We start from the raw sequence: 16,882 nt of genomic DNA, 5'->3' as shown, positions 1-16,882 counted from the left end.
TTTTTGCATACAAAAAAAAGCGGCTTTAAGGCCGCTTTTTTCATGAAGTGAACAGTTTTACGATCTGCATGGCTAAATAAGCAATCCCCGCTCCGATCAGCGGGCCCACTGCTACTCCGCCAAAAAGCGCGACTGCGAGAATGGTCCCGATCACAAGGGCAGTTGTAATATGCGGGTCATTTTCCAGCAGAGTCAGGCCGTTTTTGGCAATCAGCGCCACTGCGATTCCCGCTCCCAAGGCGATCCATGCGTAGGAAGACCGCATTGCCTCTCCAAGCTGCTTAAATCCGATTTCTCCCGTGGCAATCGGGACAAGAACGGCGATAGTAATAATGGTCACACCCCAGTTAATGCCTTTTGACTGGATAGTTGGAAATAACTTCTGATCAAGTCCAACGATTTTGATGATCAAAAGGACGGATACAGCAAAAAGCAATGATTGGTTTTTTGCGATAAGTGCGATGGCCAAGAGTAAAATTAAAAATAAATTCGCTTGTGTAAACACATGCCATCCCTCCTTTAAGGTGAATGTATTCATATTCAGCCGCAGCGTGAATACATATAAAAAATAGGACATGCTGACGAGAGGAGGACCGTTTTCGTGAATCAATCTTATATTACTATTTTTTTCAGAACCCTCTTTGTCATATCAATTACCGCAGGGTCGATAGCTGCGGCCTATTATTCGTTTCCGTTAACTTATCCGTTCCTGATCGCCCTTATTCTTTCATCAGTGATTCATCCTGTTGTCGATTATTTGGACAAAGTGACAGGATTCCCCCGAACGATAAATGTTCTGGGCGTGCTTGCTTTTTTTCTGCTCGCAGCCTTCGGCGTTCTCACCATTCTGGTAGCCGAAATCGTAACGGGTACAGCCTATCTAGCAAAAACGCTGCCTCCGCATATCAGCACGTTTATTTCCTATTGCGAAAAATTGTTTACAACTCATATTCAGCCGCTCTATAACGAGTTAACTCTTTTGTTTCAAGAATTGGAAACGAACCAGCAGGCTTCCATCGTCACCCACATCCAGACACTCGGTGATTCAGCCGCTAAAAATGCCGGGCTGCTGCTGTCCCACATTCTAGAAATGATCCCGAGGTTTTTCGCGCTTCTTCCCAATACGGCGGCGGTTCTGATTTTTTCTCTTCTGGCAACATTTTTTATGACAAAGGATTGGCATAAGCTGAAAGCCATGCTTGTTTTGCTTCTGCCGGATCGTGTGGCAGCTAATAGTAAAGCGATCAGCAGCGAATTAAAAAAAGCAATGACTGGTTTTATCAAAGCACAAGCCGTCCTCGTTTTCATCACGATGGTGATTGTGTTTATCGGCCTTTCTCTCTTACAGGTTGAACATGCCGCAACAATCGCTTTTTTAATCGGGCTTGTTGATCTTCTCCCTTACTTGGGTGCGGGCTCCGTATTTGTGCCGTGGATCTTGTATTTATCGATTACAGGCCAGCTGCCCCAAGCGATCGGAATCGGCATACTGTATCTCGTCGTTCTTGTTCAGCGGCAGCTGACAGAACCTAAAATACTCAGTAAATCTATCGGGATCGATCCGCTGGCAACGCTCATCGCCCTGTTTGCCGGCTTTAAATTATTCGGGTTTTTAGGACTGATTGCCGGGCCGGCTGTTCTCGTCATTATCCAAGCTTTCATTACGACAGGCGCATTAAAGGAAGTATGGTCCTATATCACCGTTCAGCAAAAATAAAACAGCAGCCCATGTTACATGGCTGCCGTTTTTATTTGATGATGATCCGCTTATTCTTTGACATTCCTCTCAGCCATTTGAACAGAATTGGCTTACACCAGCCGCGGGTAAACGGGATAAGAAGACAGGCGCCGGCCAAATCTGATAAAAAGCCCGGAAGCATCAACAATAGGCCGCCAATGAAAATGCATAGGCCGTCAGCAATCGCTTCTCCCGGCATTTTGCCATATTGAAAATCACGCTGAACCTTATAATACACTTCGGTTCCTTGTTTTTTTGCAGCTGCTGCTCCGATAATGCCTGTCAGAATCATTAAAAGAACTGTCGGCAAAATGCCAATCAGCTTGCCTGAAAAGAGGAATATGCCGATTTCTATTGCCGGAAACACAATAAAAAGCAAAAATAAAAATCTCATATCCAAGCCCCCCACACGTGTAACACGCCTCTGTTCAACATAAGGCAAGATAAAGAGAAAAGGAAGGGATTCCCCTTCCGTTTTCACCTGTGATTAAAGAACGCTCGCACGGCCTTGGTAGACTGCGCCTCTGGAAGCGTCAACGGTAATATCCTGTCCTTCTGTCAAAATAGATGTCGCATTTTCCAGACCAACGATAACCGGAATGCCGAGGCTCAATCCGACTACCGCAGCATGGCTTGTCAAGCCGCCTTCTTCTGTAATAAGAGCAGACGCTTTTTCAAGAGATGCAATCATATCACGGTCAGTGCTTTTGGTAACAAGTACCGCACCGTCAGTCATTTTTTGCTCAGCTTCTTTTGCATTTTGGGCAACGACAACCGTACCGTAAGCTGATTTGCGTCCAATGCCTTGGCCTTTAGCGATGATATCGCCGACAGTATAAACTTTCATTAAGTTCGTAGTGCCAGACTCACCGACAGAACCTGCCGTAATGACGATAAGGTCACCGTGTTTTACAATTCCGCTGTTCAATGATTTTTGGACAGCATCCTCAAGCATCTCATCTGTTGAGCTTGCATTTTGGCCGCTTTCCGCGAATACGCCAGATACGAGGGCAAGCTTTCTGGAAATAGAGTCATTTACAGTAACCGCAACAATCGGTGCCTGCGGACGGTATTTTGCAATCATGCGTGCTGTATGGCCGCTTTCTGTCGGCGTTACGATCGCAGCAGCGCTCAGGTTAATCGCCGTATGCGCGACAGATTGTCCAATTGCGTCTGTAATTGTCATGCCTACCTGGTCTCTGCGTTTTGAGAGAATTTCTTTATAATTCAAAGCTTCTTCAGAACGGGACGCGATGTTATGCATGGTTTGAACGGCTTCAACCGGATAGCTTCCTGCAGCTGTTTCACCAGAAAGCATGATCGCATCTGTGCCGTCGAAGATCGCGTTTGCAACGTCACTTGCTTCCGCACGAGTCGGACGCGGGTTGCGCTGCATGCTGTCAAGCATTTGTGTCGCTGTGATAACAGGTTTGCCCAACGCGTTGCATTTTTTGATCAGTTCTTTTTGCACAAGCGGCACTTCTTCAGCTGGAATTTCCACGCCTAAGTCTCCGCGCGCAACCATTAAGCCGTCAGACACTTCGAGAATCGCATCGATGTTGTCAACGCCCTCTTGGTTTTCGATTTTAGGGATGATTTGAATATCCTGAGCGTTGTGCTCTTCAAGAAGCTCACGGATTTCAAGCACGTCCGTGGAACGTCGAATGAAAGATGGCGCGATGAAGTCTACTCCTTGCTCAATACCGAAAACGATGTCTCGCGCATCCTTCTCAGTAATACCCGGAAGATTGACACTTACGCCCGGTACGTTAACACCTTTTTTATTTTTCAGTGTTCCGTTGTTTAATACTTTTGTTTTGATTTCGCGTTTAGCGGCATCTACATCAAGTACCTCAAGACCGATAAGGCCGTCATCTAACAGAATCGTTGAACCTTGTGCAACGTCATCGACTAAACCTTCATATGTCACTGAAATTTTATCTGTTGTTCCTACAACCTCGTCCATTGAAATGATAAGCTCTTTGCCTGTTTCAAGCTCAATGCCGCCGTTTTCCATTGTATGTGTGCGGATTTCAGGACCTTTTGTATCAAGCAGAATTCCAACGTTCTTGCCAAGTTTTTTGCTTGCTTCACGGATATTTTTAATTCTTGCACCGTGCTCCTCAAAATCTCCGTGAGAAAAGTTTAATCGAGCCACGTTCATTCCTGACTCCATTAATTTCGTAAGCATTTCAATACTTTCACTTGCTGGACCGATGGTACAAACAATTTTCGTTTTTCTCATTTGGTTCACTTCCTTCTGAAATCTTCAGCCTTCAGCTGCACATTAGATAGACAGTTCTTTTGAAAGCTGATACATGTTTTGCTCAACTGTGTGTTTTGTCTCCAATATTTCTATAATATCATGGTCTACAAGCTTATTGTTTTGTATACCTACACAGCGTCCGCCTTTTCCTTCAAGCAGCAGTTCAACTGCATATGCGCCGAGACGGCTTGCCAACACACGGTCAGCAGCACTCGGAGAACCTCCGCGCTGGATATGGCCCAATACAGATACCCTAGTTTCAAGATTTGTTTCTTCTTCAATGCGTTTCCCGAATTCAACCCCGCTGCCTACACCTTCGGCAACAATGATAATGCTGTGCTTCTTGCCGCGTTCGTGGCCGCGTTTTAAGCGGGCAATGATTTCGTGCATGTCATAGTCTGCCTCAGGGATTAAGATCGATTCCGCGCCCCCTGCAAGACCGGCCCACAACGCGATATCGCCGGCATGACGGCCCATTACTTCGATCACATATGTACGTTCATGAGAAGTCGCTGTATCTCGAATCTTATCAATTGCGTCAATTACTGTATTTAAAGCTGTATCGAAACCGATGGTAAAATCCGTGCCCGGAATATCATTATCAATTGTACCCGGTACACCTACACATGGAAACCCGTGTTCCGTTAATTTTTTCGCACCCATATAGGAACCGTCTCCGCCAATAACAACAAGGCCTTCAATACCAAGCTTCTTCAAGTTTGCTATCCCTTTTTCACGGCCTTCAACTGTTTTGAATTCTGGACATCTTGCCGTATAAAGCTTTGTGCCTCCGCGATGTATAATATCGCCTACTGACCCGAGTTCAAGCTTTTCAATCTTTCCGCTGATTAATCCCGCGTATCCGTTGTAAATACCGTAAACTTCAACGTCATGATAAATCGCTTTTCTGACTACTGCGCGAACTGCTGCGTTCATTCCCGGGGAATCCCCGCCGCTCGTTAATACCCCTATACGTTTCATTCTCCATTCACCTCAGCAACATATATGATTAAACATAACATGATCATTGCCCTAAAAACAATGAAAAGGGATCTCCATCCTCCCTATGAAACCTTACCTATTATACAATTAAATAAATCGTTTTTAAATAAAATTTAAGGAATGTCACAAAAAATAAACGTGAGCCAAAGGCTTCACGTTTATTTAGTTTACCCCGATATATTGATCTTCAACCGAGACTTTGCCAATCGCTTTATATTTTTCATAGCGCTGCTGAATTAATTCTTCTTCGCTCAGCTTCAACAAAGTTTTTAACGATTGTTTAAGGGTTTCGTCCATATAACTTGCCTGCAGCTTTACATCGTGATGCGCTCCGCCTTTTACTTCTTTAATCATATGATCTATAATACCTAATTCTTTTAAATCCGGCGCAGTGATTTTCATGGTTTCTGCTGCTTTTTTAGCAAGACTGGAGTCCTTCCATAAAAGTGCCGCGGCACCTTCTGGAGAAATAACAGAATAAGTAGAGTTTTCCAGCATATGCAAGTGGTTGCCTACCCCCAGACCAAGGGCTCCGCCGCTTCCGCCTTCACCAATGACGATGCAGATAACAGGTACTCGGAGGCCGGCCATCTCAAATAGGTTTTTGGCAATGGCTTCGCTTTGTCCTCTTTCTTCCGCTGCTCGTCCAGGGTATGCCCCCTTCGTATCAATAAAACAGATAATCGGTCTATTAAATTTGTCAGCCTGTTTCATCAGACGCAGCGCTTTTCTGTAGCCTTCAGGATGCGGCATCCCAAAATTGCGGACAAGGTTCTCCTTCGTATCTTTCCCGCGCTGATGCCCGATTACCGTTACAGGAAGGCCGTGGAACTTCGCAATCCCGCCGACAATGGCTTCATCGTCACCGTATGCTCTGTCTCCATGACATTCAAAAAAGTCAGTAAACAGGTGTTCGATATAATCAAGCGTTGTCGGACGGTCAGCCAGACGTGCGATTTGGACCCGGTCCCATGGTTTCAGATTTTTGTAAATATCATCCTGAAGCTTAGCGAGACGGTCTTCCAGCCGTTCAATTTCCGCACTTAGATCCATATCGGAATCTTGGGTGAATTTTTTTAGTTCGGTGATTTTGTTTTGCAGTTCGATCACCGGTTTTTCAAATTCTAATCTTGGAGCCACTCAATGTCACCTCCTGTTTGATGCATATCCAGCAGATTTTCTAACGTTTTTTTCATATCGTCACGATGAATAACCGAATCAAGCTGTCCATGTTTTAATAAAAATTCAGCCGTTTGAAAGTCCTCAGGCAGTTTTTCTCCTATTGTCTGTTCAATAATCCGTCTTCCGGCAAAACCGATCAGCGCGCCAGGCTCAGCGAAATTGTAATCGCCAAGAGATGCAAAGCTTGCTGATACGCCTCCAGTAGTCGGATGCGTCATCACAGAAATGATAAGACCCTGTTCATCGCTGAACAGTTTTAACGCAGAGCTTGTCTTAGCCATCTGCATCAAACTTAATATGCCTTCCTGCATTCTAGCGCCGCCTGAAGCCGTAAAAATAATAAACGGAACTTTATCAGCTTTTGCTTTTTCAATCGCAAGCGTGATTTTTTCACCGACGACTGAACCCATGCTGCCCATTCTGAATGAAGAATCCATGACGGCGACAACAGCCGGGTGTCCTCCGATGGTGCCCTTACCTGTCACAACAGCCTCGTTTAAGGATGTTTTCTCGCGATCTTTTTCAAGCTTTTCCAGATATCCCGGGAAACCAAGCGGATTTTCCGACAGCATTCCCTGATTGAATTCCTCAAAGGATTGTTCATCCATCAAGCTTTCGATACGCTGTTTTGCGTTCATTGGGAAATGATAATCGCAGTTCATGCATACCCGCATATTTTTATCCAACTCTTTAGTGAGCATGATTTTTTTACACTTAGGACATTTTGTCATAATGCCTTCCGGAACATCGTGCTTCGCTTGATCAGATGGTACGGAAGCATACTTTTTCTTTTTCGTGAATATATCCTTTAACAAATGATTACCTCCCTTTTGTGAAGGGTTCTCTTCACCGCATGTCATCAAACAGATAGACTTGCTAATAACTTTACCGAAACTATTGTACTTTTTTTGTCAAACGCTGTCATCCTCAATTCGACAACTTTTTATTCAATGACGTGCTCGGAAAGGCTGGGATGAAATCAGATAAGGTGTTGAAACGACAAGGTTGACAGCGTATTCAAAAATAATGTTAAACGCGGCTGAAATTTTTTTAAGGCCAACCCCCTAAAAAAATTTCAGCCGACAGTTTAACTTGAGAACAGCGCGCTGGTCTCCGCCAACGCGCTGCCATTTTTGGAACGAATTAAAATTATTCGCCAATAATCGTAAGTTTTCTTGTTTTTTCTGCGACTTCCTCAGGGTCAACAGTGATTCTTGCTACACCTGTTTCCATCGCGGCTTTTGCCACAGCCTTCGCAACAGCAGGCGCAACACGTTTATCAAACGGTGCAGGGATGACATAGTCTGCGCTAAGCTCATCTTCTGAAACCAGTGAAGCAATGGCTTCAACCGCTGCGATTTTCATTTCTTCGTTAATATGAGTGGCACGCACGTCAAGCGCTCCGCGGAAAATACCAGGGAATGCAAGGACATTGTTTACTTGGTTCGGGAAGTCAGAACGCCCTGTTCCGATAACGCTTGCGCCGGCTTCACGCGCATCTTCCGGCATGATTTCCGGATTTGGATTTGCCATTGCAAAGATAATCGGATCTTTTGCCATGCTTTGAACCATTTCTTTTGTTAACGCACCCGCTACAGAAACACCGATAAATACGTCAGCATCAACGATGACATCTTTCAGAGAACCGTCTTTGCGGTCTTGGTTCGTGAATTTCGCCACTTCGTTTTTGACATCGTTCATGCCGTTCGGGCGCCCTTCATAAATGGCCCCTTTAGAATCGCACATCACAATGTCACGAACGCCGTAATGGTGAAGAAGCTTGATAATCGCTATGCCAGCCGCACCCGCGCCGTTTGCGACAACCTTAATGGATGACATTGATTTTCCAGACAGTTTCAGTGCGTTTACAAGACCTGCTACCGTTACAATAGCTGTACCGTGCTGATCATCATGGAAAACAGGGATGTTTGTTTCTTTTTTGAGGCGCTCTTCAATGATAAAGCAGTTTGGCGCTGCAATGTCTTCAAGGTTGACGCCGCCAAATGTCGGCTCAAGCAATTTAACAGTTTCTACGATTTTATCAACATCGTTTGTGTTTAAAGCAATCGGAAACGCATCTACGCCCGCAAAGCTTTTGAATAGAACGGCTTTTCCTTCCATAACAGGAAGCGCGGCTTCAGGGCCGATGTTTCCAAGGCCAAGCACAGCTGTACCGTCAGTTACAACTGCTACCATGTTCCCCTTCATTGTATAATCATATACTTTGTTAATGTCTTCATGAATATCCTTACACGGTTCTGCAACACCCGGAGAATACGCGAGGCTTAAATCTTTCGCGTTTCTGACCTCTACTTTTGATTTAGACTCCAGTTTCCCCTGGTTGACTTTATGCAGGTGTAATGCTTCTTCTCTTAATGACATTCTCTTAAACACTCCTTATGGATATTTTTTGATTCGTATACTGCTGCTTTGTTTGCTGCATTCTGCGGAGTAAAATCTATCTGAATATTTAAACAGGATCACATAATTGCTCCAATTGTATAACAAAAAGTGACTCGTTACCACTGTTTTAAAACGACGTTTTTTTGACCCAACAGCTCTTTTAAGCGATATAACACCTGGTGATCCGCATTGATATGAAACGACTCAGGAAGCTTAATCGTCTGTTTCTGCCTTTCATAATAGAGATAAACGCCTGTTTCCCCTTTATGCTCCAGCAAAATGCGCTTAATCTTCGCCAGGATCTCCTGGCTGTGCTGACTGCTTTCTATTTTTATATAAACCGATGGCGCTTTTTCTGCATCCATATTTTCTAATAATTCTGCCCGGGACATGATGAATTGGATCTTATCTTGTCTTACTTCGCATTTCCCCGCTGTGAACAAAAGAGCGCCTTCTCTTAAAACGGGTGAAAGCTGTCTGAATTGTTCAGGGAAGACTACGGCTTCCATCTCGCCGGTTTCATCACTGAGCGTTAAAAACGCCATGTTTTGACCTGTTTTCGTCCGAATCGTTTTGATTTTCGACAGCAAAACGCCTAGCGAAAGCTGCCTTTTGACTGTCCGCTGAGCCTGCAGAATGGAGACTGCTCCGTGCGCAGCGAGCTGTTTTCGGAAGGCGGAGAGCGGATGATTTGAAAAATAAATGCCGAGCGTTTCCTTTTCAAATGCAAGTAAATCCACTAGCGGAAGCTCTTCCGTTTCCACATACTTCGGCTTAATTGAAAACGATTCCTCTAAAAACAATCCCATTTGGTCATCGTCCGCGGCGAATAGCTCAGCATGTTCCAAAGCAACATCAATGGATGCGAGCAGCGTGGCCCGGTTTTGGCCAAATTCGTCCATCGCACCAGAAAAAATAAGTGCTTCAAGCACTTTGCGATTTACGCTTTTTGACGGCACGCGAAAGCAGAAATCAAAAAGATCTTCAAATGGTTTCTCTTTCCTTGCTTTATATATATCTTTGACTGCTGAGACGCCTACACTTTTTATGGCGCGGAGGCTGTACCTGACAGATCCGTCTTCAACTGTAAACGGAAAACTGCTTTTATTCACTGACGGAGGAAGGATACGAATCCCGCTCCCCTTTGCTTCGTAAAGATATTGAGAAATTTTATCCTCATTGCCAATGACGCTTGTCAGCAATCCGCACATAAAATATAACGGATAATGAGCTTTCAAATACGCAAGCTGGCACCCGATCATGCTGTATGCCACCGCATGGCTTCGGTTAAAGCCATAGTTTGCGAATTTGACGATTAAATCGTAGACTTCATTTGCAGTGTCTACAGAATACTCCTTTTTTAAGCACCCTTCAACAAAATGGCTTCGCTCTCTGTCTAAGATTTCTTTTTTCTTTTTGCTGACAGCCCTTCTCAATAGGTCTGCTTCGCCTAAAGAAAACCCCGCCATGCGGGAAGCAATCATCATAATTTGTTCCTGATACACTATAACGCCATATGTATCTTCCAAAATGCTCCTTAAATCCTCATGAGGATAATGGACAGGCGCCCGTCCGTGTTTACGGTCAATAAATAACGGAATATTTTCCATCGGGCCGGGCCGGTACAGCGCATTGACCGCCACAATATCCTCGAGGCCTGAAGGTTTTAGCCGCTTCAGGACGCTTCTCATCCCTGCAGATTCGAGCTGGAAAATCCCTGTCGTATCCCCTTTGGACAGCAAGGAGAACGTTTTATCATCGCTGTAGGAAATACTTGAAAGATCTATTTTGATGTTTTCTTCTTTTTCAATCATTGAAGTGATGGATTCAATCAGCGTCAGATTCCTCAAGCCTAAGAAATCCATTTTTAAAAGGCCTAAGTCTTCAAGATGATCCATCGCATATTGCGTTAAATAGATCCCTTCATGCCCTTCCTGAAGCGGAACAACATCTGTTAATGGTTCTTCACTCAGGACAACGCCTGCTGCGTGGGTGGATGTATGCCTTGGCAGCCCTTCTATTTTTCGGGCAATTGTATAGACTTGCTGAAGCAGGCTTGACTCCCGAAGCCGTTTATCCAGCTGCGGTGACTGCTGTCTCGCTTCATCCAGCGTCATGCCCGGTCTTGAAGGAATGAGTTTTGCAAGCTGATCTGCCTCCTTCGGGCTGACGCCAAATACTCTGCCGACGTCCCGAAGCGCCGCCTTTGCCGCAAGTGTTCCAAAGGTGATAATCTGTGCGACGTGCATCGCACCGTATTTCTGCTGAACATATTGAATGACTTCATCCCTTCTTGTATCGGGAAAATCAATATCAATATCCGGCATGCTGATGCGTTCGGGATTTAAAAATCTCTCAAACAGAAGGTGATGCTTAATCGGGTCTACATCTGTTATATACAGCACATATGCCACAAGAGAGCCAGCCGCAGAACCCCGTCCCGGTCCTGTAACAATCCCTTTTTCATGGGCGTGCTTCATAAAATCCCACACGATCAGAAAGTAATCGCTGAACTTCATCCGCTTGATGACATCAAGCTCATATTGAAGACGGCGAAGGTATCGTTCATCAGGCGTGCCGAAACGGCTGCGGAGTCCCTCCATACAGATATCCGTTAAATAATCATCAGCGGACGTTCCGTCTGGGGTCGGAAAAGACGGTAGACGGGTCTGCCCGAGGCTGACGTCAACCCGGCATTGTTCCGCGATCTCCACAGAAGCTTGCAATGCCTCGGGATGCTCTCGATAAATGTTTTGCATTTCTTCAATTGGTTTCAAATCGAGATCAGGCAGAACTTCAGCAGGTGCATCCGTCAGCTTTTCCCCCGCTTTAATCGCTTTCAGACAACGGTAGGCAGCCTTATCTTCCTTCTTTATGTAGTGCACGTCGCCTGTGGCCGTAACAGGGATACCCGTGTCTTCTGACAGCTTTAGAATTTGCTCAGACAGAACTTGATTCCCTTTAAAAGGCTGATAGGAGAAATAAAAGGCTCCCTTTCCGAATATAGACTGAAACTCCAGCGAAGCTTGAGCGGCCTGTTCGAACAAGCCTCCTTCAAGAAGCGTCTCAATATATCCTTTTTCGCCGGGCGTTATTGCGATAATGCCTTCTCGATAACTGTGAAGCCATTTCGGCTTCAGCCCGCCTTTTGATTTAGATTGCAGAACGCTGCTGATTTTCAGCAGGTTTTGATAGCCTGTATTTGATTTTGCCAGCAGGACGAGCGGGTAGGCTTCAAGCTCGCTGTCATCTGTAAAAACGGAAGCTGTCAAACCGATTATCGGGTTGATCCCTCTCGCCTTGCAAGCTTTATAAAATTGAATAGCTCCGTACATGACATGATCATCTGTCAGCGCCAAAGACGCATATCCGAGCCTGTCAGCTTCACTGACGAGCTCTTCCACAGCCGCGGCGCTGTTTAGCAGGCTGTACCCGCTATGTACTTGCAGGTGAACAAAAGACATGCTATCACCTCTTTCTCATTACGATCCATTTCTTTCTTCATTATAAGGCCGGTTTCCAAAAGAAACAAATGTTCTTTTTTGACTCATCATCATACTTGTCCTGAAAGCTCAATATGATATAAAAGGTGAGGTGATAAAGATGGATCAGGAAGCAGGATTTATGGTGAATTTTATCAATAGCTACTTCATTGCGTTAGGGGTGCTGATCGGGGGCGCACTCATCGGAGGGCTCGGAGCATATTTGGCGGGCGAACCCCCGCTTACAGCCATTACAAAGCTTGCGAATCGGTTAAAAATTTGGGCGCTTGTTGCAGCTATCGGAGGCACCTTTGATGCAGTATACAGCTTTGAACGCGGCATACTCGAAGGCAATACGAGAGATATCTTTAAGCAGCTTCTTTTGATTATTTCCGCCATGGGAGGCGCGCAAAGCGGCTGGCTCATTATATCATGGCTGACCCAGGAGCATCTTTCTTCATGAGGGTCCCTCAGCATTACAAAAAACCGGGATGGCAGCGCTTTTTCGCGGGAATGATGTGCGGAGCCGTAATCAGCTGGTTCTTTTTCCTGTTTACTTACGGAACATTTCAAGAGGAGCAGGTCAGCCTCATCGAAAAACAAAAAGAGCATGTAAAAGACTTGAACAATCAAATTTCGATCTATCAGGAAGACCTCCATAAACTGAATGAAGATAATAAAAGAAAACTGCTGATTCAAAGCGTCAGCGTTAAGTTGCTGAATGGGGATAAATATAAAATATCGCAGCCGGATAAAACGAAATTCGAGGAGCATGTAAAGGATGATATTTCAGAGGTCATTACCAAAGACATAGAAAGCGTCTATCAAACAAAGGATCTTTTGAAAAGGACAATTGAAAATAAAGTCTATATGATCAATGAAAAAAAATACGAGGCAACCGTCAGAGAATTGATTATTTATACGAGGCTGACAGTAGAACTTGAAATATCATTCGCCACATAATTATGGATTTTTTTTAAATTCTCCAAACTTCTGTCGCTTTTTCCCATTCTTTTTTATAAACTATATGTGAGGCTTAATGGCGAAAGGAAGGAGGAAAGGGAAATGGAGGTTTACAGTGACCGTCAGTTAGCAAAAGATCAAGCAGCCCGTCTCAGACAAGGTTTTTCTGCATATGCCGAAACAAACTCACTCGCTTCCCTCATTAAAAAAGAACTTCAATCTCACAATCTCCAAGTCTACGAGGACCTTACTGATTTTGGCTGCTGGTTCATCCCCGTCACAGATGAACACTAAGAGAGAGGGTCTCCCCTCTACTCGTGTTCTTTACATACTGTTTCCAGATCAGCTAAAATCCGATCGGCTTCATCCCAGCTGTAAATAGAGGCGCCGGCAGCAAACGGATGCCCTCCGCCGTTATATTTGCGGGCAAGTCCGTTAATGACAGGCCCCTTCGAACGGAATCTGACTCTGATTTGATCGTCTTCTTCTACGAAAAACACCCAAGCGCGGATACCTGAGATATTGCCAAGCGTCCCGACAAGCTGCGACGCTTCAGAAGCTGTTGTGCCGAATTTTTCAAGCGTATCCTTTTTGATGAAAACAGAAGCGGCGCCGTTTTCGGACAAAGACACATTTTGAAAGATAAAGCCGTTAAGCTTCACCACATTCAGTTTTGTTTCATACAATTGATTAAACAACTCTGAGGAAGAGAATGGATACTGAATGAGCTCGCCTGCATATTTTAATGTTTTTTCCGTGGTATTCGGAAATAAAAAGCGTCCGGTATCTCCGACAATGCCGGCATAGATCAGCTCTGCCGCTTTCGTATTCAGCTTCCAGCCGTGCTCTTTTCCTTCTAAATACAGCTCGTAAATCATTTCACTTACTGAGCTGGCGCTTGTATCGACCCAAAGAAGGTCACCGTATGGATCTTCGTTCGGATGGTGGTCGATTTTCATCAGTTTGGCGCCTGAAGGATAACGCTGATCGTCGATTCTTTCCTGATTTGCCGTATCGCAGACAATGACAAGTGCGCCTTCATATGTTTCATTGTCCACCTCATCAAGGGAATATAAGAAGGAAAGGGACGGTTCAGGCGTGCCAACCGCAAAAATATTTTTTTCAGGATATGTTTCACGCAAGATTTCCGTAAGCCCGCACTGTGATCCGTAGGCATCTGGATCAGGACGCACATGTCTATGTAAGATAATCGTGTCATATAATGATATGGTTCTGATTAGTTCTGTTTTCATTTGATTCTCCTTTATTGTTTTTATTCATTAAATCACATTCTCTGCCGACGGAAAAGAAAAATAACGTCAAAACCAAGCCCGTTTTTGTATAGAATGGGTTTGTAAACTTTTACGATGGAGGATTTCATTTATGCTGGTTCTTGTTTTTTTGATTGGGCTTTCAGCCTGCTTTTATGTGTACTATAAAGTAAAAGGCGTACGGGCAAAGCCATCTTTGGCAAAGGAAATCTATTCAGCAAAATCAAGCGTGGCCTTAGGGTCACTAGTCCTGTTCTACGGGCTCAACCAAATGATATTATTCCATTCAGTATTAACGTTAGTAATCGGCGGTATCTTTATCGTCATAGGAGCAGGAAGCGCTTGGGCAGGTTATAAAGCCTACAGGCATTACAATCCCCTTCACGCCAAAGAAGCTGAAAGAGATCACGCGTAAGGGGCGCCTGAACGTCCCTTAGCTTCTTTCCATCAGCTGAACCATCAGCATCGCTTTCGACACGATATGGCCTTGGCTGTGCACTTCCACTTCCATTTTCCCGAACTTTCTGCCGGCCTCCAAGATACGCGGTTTGACTTCGATGACCGATTCCATCTGCACAGGCTTCAAAAAGAAAATGGTGATGCTCTCGATTACGAGTTCGCCGCGTTTTTTCGAGCGCAAAAATCGGTTTGCCGCCTGCGTCAATATGGTTGTAAATACACCATATGAAATGGTTCCAAGCTGATTTGTCATTTGCGGCGTGACTTCATACTCGTAAACCGTTTGATCCTCTTTATCATCACCCTCGTCTTTAAACCCTCTTGAAACAATATCATCAAGCTTCTCCCCGACCTGCGGCTGCTTTTGAATCATTTGAAGGGCTTTCAACACATCTTGGCGGCTGATCATCCCGATCAGTTTTTGGTGGCCGTCAGTGACGGGAAGCACTTCGATTCCTTCCCATACCATCATTTGCGCCGCTGAGGCGACAGATGTTTTCCCAATCACCGTAACGGGATTTTTGGTCATGACTTTTTCTATGGATGCATTTCGGTCATGGCCGGCAATATCTTTTGATGTCAGAATGCCGTGGATTTTCATTTGATCGTCGACAACCGGGAAGCGGCCGTGGCCCGTTTCAAAATTTTTCTCATACCATTTTTCAAGTTTATCCTTGGGCGAAAGATATACCGTGCGGTCAGCGGGTGTTAGGATGTCCTCCACCAAAACAATTTCTTTTTTGATCAGCTGGTCATAAATTGCCCTGTTAATCATCGCAGCGACTGTAAAGGTGTCATAGCTCGTGGATAAAATCGGCAGTTCAAGCTCATCTGCCAGCTGTACAATGCTTTCATCCGTGTTAAAGCCCCCAGTCACCAATACGGCCGCGCCCGCTTCAAGCGCCTGCCTGTGTGCATTGATTCTGTTTCCGACAATCAAAAGATTCCCCGCTGCGGTATAACGCATCATCGCGTCCAGTTCCATCGCGCCGATGACGAATTTATTCAATGTCTTATGGAGCCCCGCCCGGCCTCCGAGCACTTGTCCGTCTATAACATTTACAACCTCTGCATATGTAAGCTTTTCAATGTTCTCTTTTTTCTTTTGTTCAATTCTGATTGTGCCCACACGTTCAATCGTGCTGACAAACCCTTTATTTTCTGCTTCCTTGATCGCTCTGTACGCGGTTCCTTCGCTTACTTTCATTTCCTTTGCAATTCTTCGCACAGAAATTTTTTCGCCGACAGGCAGTGAATCGATATACGTTAAAATTTGTTCATGCTTCGTTGCCAAGCCTTTCACCTCTAAGGACAGTCTTCTTGTTTTTATTATAAGGTTTCAAAGGATTTATACGCAATGAGGCTGGAAAATAAAAAACCATCTCCTGATAAATCAGGAGATGGTTTCATCGTTTAAAGCTCGATCGTCTCACCGACCGCCATGACTTTGCCGACTCCGCCCGGAAGGCTGTCAGCGAATGCTTCAGGGTCTTGCTCGATGACCGGGAATGTATTGTAATGCACCTAAGACGACCTGTTTTGCGCGCAGCCATTCAGCTGCAAGCTTGGCGTCCTCAGGCCCCATTGTAAAGTTATCGCCAATCGGCAGGAAAGCAAGATCAATATGATTCAACTCGCCAATGAGCTTCATATCAGAGAATAGAGCCGTATCACCCGCATGGAAAATCGTTTTACCTTCTACAGTCAGCAAAATACCGGCTGGCATGCCTGTGTAAGTGATCGTTTTGTTTTCTTCATCTGTGATGGCTGATCCATGAAAGGCCTGTGTGAGCTTCACTTTTCCAAAATCGAACTGGCGGGAGCCCCCGATGTGCATCGGATGAACATTCAAGCCTTTCCAGCCTAAGTACACAGCGAGCTCGTTCGGTGCTATAACCAGCGCGTTATTTTGCTTGGCGATTTGTTCAGTATCACCGACATGGTCATTGTGGCCGTGCGTTAATAAGATGACATCCGCCTTTACATCCTCCGGCTTGATATCCGTTAACGAATTCCCTGTTAAAAACGGATCAAATATAATATGGTGGTCCTTCGTTTCCACTGTAATTACAGAATGTCCGTGATATGTCACTTTCATTTCTTTCACCTCGTCACG

General features: G+C 44.9%; 15 protein-coding genes and 1 pseudogene. 5 read left to right on the top strand and 11 right to left on the bottom strand.

Going from position 1 to position 16,882, the window contains the following annotated elements:
- Positions 1–40 precede the first annotated feature (40 nt).
- A complete protein-coding gene (locus QA442_RS07275; protein ID WP_004398695.1) occupies positions 41–505 on the bottom strand; it encodes a DUF441 domain-containing protein in 465 nt (154 codons plus the stop codon).
- Between the two features lie 96 nt (positions 506–601).
- On the opposite strand from QA442_RS07275, the gene ytvI reads away from it, so the two are divergent.
- A complete protein-coding gene (gene ytvI, locus QA442_RS07270) occupies positions 602–1,717 on the top strand; it encodes a sporulation integral membrane protein YtvI (RefSeq protein WP_069840114.1) in 1,116 nt (371 codons plus the stop codon).
- 31 nt (positions 1,718–1,748) lie between these two features.
- Here the strand turns inward: ytvI and QA442_RS07265 are convergent, their stop codons facing one another.
- The 7 genes from QA442_RS07265 to dnaE all read right to left on the bottom strand — a co-directional run bounded on the left by QA442_RS07265 (position 1,749) and on the right by dnaE (position 12,055).
- Positions 1,749–2,132, bottom strand: a complete 384-nt coding sequence (locus tag QA442_RS07265) for an FxsA family protein (protein ID WP_095432417.1) — start codon at positions 2,130–2,132, stop codon at positions 1,749–1,751.
- 93 nt (positions 2,133–2,225) lie between these two features.
- Positions 2,226–3,983: a pyruvate kinase gene (pyk, locus tag QA442_RS07260; protein WP_040082156.1), complete on the bottom strand. Its 1,758-nt coding sequence runs from the start codon at positions 3,981–3,983 to the stop codon at positions 2,226–2,228.
- A gap of 42 nt (positions 3,984–4,025) precedes the next feature.
- Positions 4,026–4,985 carry a 6-phosphofructokinase gene (gene pfkA, locus QA442_RS07255; protein WP_003229420.1) on the bottom strand — a complete coding sequence of 320 codons (960 nt, stop codon included), beginning with the start codon at positions 4,983–4,985 and terminating at the stop codon, positions 4,026–4,028.
- 183 nt (positions 4,986–5,168) lie between these two features.
- Positions 5,169–6,146 carry an acetyl-CoA carboxylase carboxyl transferase subunit alpha gene (gene accA, locus QA442_RS07250; RefSeq protein ID WP_014664949.1) on the bottom strand — a complete coding sequence of 326 codons (978 nt, stop codon included), beginning with the start codon at positions 6,144–6,146 and terminating at the stop codon, positions 5,169–5,171.
- A complete protein-coding gene (gene accD / locus QA442_RS07245; protein WP_095432418.1) occupies positions 6,131–7,003 on the bottom strand; it encodes an acetyl-CoA carboxylase, carboxyltransferase subunit beta in 873 nt (290 codons plus the stop codon). Before accD ends, accA begins: the two co-directional genes overlap by 16 nt.
- 334 nt (positions 7,004–7,337) lie before the next feature.
- Entirely contained in the window at positions 7,338–8,570 is a 1,233-nt protein-coding gene (gene ystJ / locus QA442_RS07240; RefSeq protein ID WP_014664951.1) for an NADP-dependent malic enzyme, read from the bottom strand.
- A 137-nt stretch (positions 8,571–8,707) separates the two neighbouring features.
- Positions 8,708–12,055 (bottom strand): DNA polymerase III subunit alpha, encoded by a 3,348-nt coding sequence (gene dnaE / locus QA442_RS07235; RefSeq protein ID WP_095432419.1) that lies wholly within the window; start codon positions 12,053–12,055, stop codon positions 8,708–8,710.
- Positions 12,056–12,194: 139 nt separating this feature from the next.
- Between dnaE and ytrH the strand changes: the two genes are divergently transcribed.
- The 3 genes from ytrH (at position 12,195) to QA442_RS07220 (ending at position 13,330) form a co-directional block, all read left to right on the top strand.
- Positions 12,195–12,536 (top strand): sporulation membrane protein YtrH, encoded by a 342-nt coding sequence (ytrH, locus tag QA442_RS07230; RefSeq protein WP_003229410.1) that lies wholly within the window; start codon positions 12,195–12,197, stop codon positions 12,534–12,536.
- Positions 12,533–13,036 (top strand): sporulation membrane protein YtrI, encoded by a 504-nt coding sequence (ytrI, locus tag QA442_RS07225; protein WP_003229408.1) that lies wholly within the window; start codon positions 12,533–12,535, stop codon positions 13,034–13,036. Before ytrH ends, ytrI begins: the two co-directional genes overlap by 4 nt.
- 102 nt (positions 13,037–13,138) lie before the next feature.
- Entirely contained in the window at positions 13,139–13,330 is a 192-nt protein-coding gene (locus QA442_RS07220; RefSeq protein ID WP_003229407.1) for a YtzJ family protein, read from the top strand.
- A 17-nt stretch (positions 13,331–13,347) separates the two neighbouring features.
- Here the strand turns inward: QA442_RS07220 and nrnA are convergent, their stop codons facing one another.
- On the bottom strand, positions 13,348–14,289 hold the full coding sequence (gene nrnA, locus QA442_RS07215; RefSeq protein WP_095432420.1) for a bifunctional oligoribonuclease/PAP phosphatase NrnA: 942 nt from the start codon (positions 14,287–14,289) through the stop codon (positions 13,348–13,350).
- A gap of 130 nt (positions 14,290–14,419) precedes the next feature.
- Between nrnA and QA442_RS07210 the strand changes: the two genes are divergently transcribed.
- Entirely contained in the window at positions 14,420–14,722 is a 303-nt protein-coding gene (locus QA442_RS07210) for a YtpI family protein (RefSeq protein ID WP_095432421.1), read from the top strand.
- Between the two features lie 18 nt (positions 14,723–14,740).
- Here the strand turns inward: QA442_RS07210 and QA442_RS07205 are convergent, their stop codons facing one another.
- Both QA442_RS07205 and QA442_RS07200 read right to left on the bottom strand, forming a co-directional pair.
- Positions 14,741–16,060, bottom strand: a complete 1,320-nt coding sequence (locus tag QA442_RS07205) for a CBS domain-containing protein (RefSeq protein ID WP_040082153.1) — start codon at positions 16,058–16,060, stop codon at positions 14,741–14,743.
- Between the two features lie 119 nt (positions 16,061–16,179).
- Positions 16,180–16,864 (bottom strand): annotated as a pseudogene (locus QA442_RS07200) (metal-dependent hydrolase).
- Positions 16,865–16,882: the final 18 nt, after the last annotated feature.

The sequence above is a fragment of the Bacillus stercoris genome (genome assembly GCF_029772985.1).
Lineage (GTDB): Bacteria > Bacillota > Bacilli > Bacillales > Bacillaceae > Bacillus > Bacillus stercoris.
Note: the sequence above shows the minus strand (reverse complement) of the source record. Positions and strands in the feature narration are given on the sequence as shown.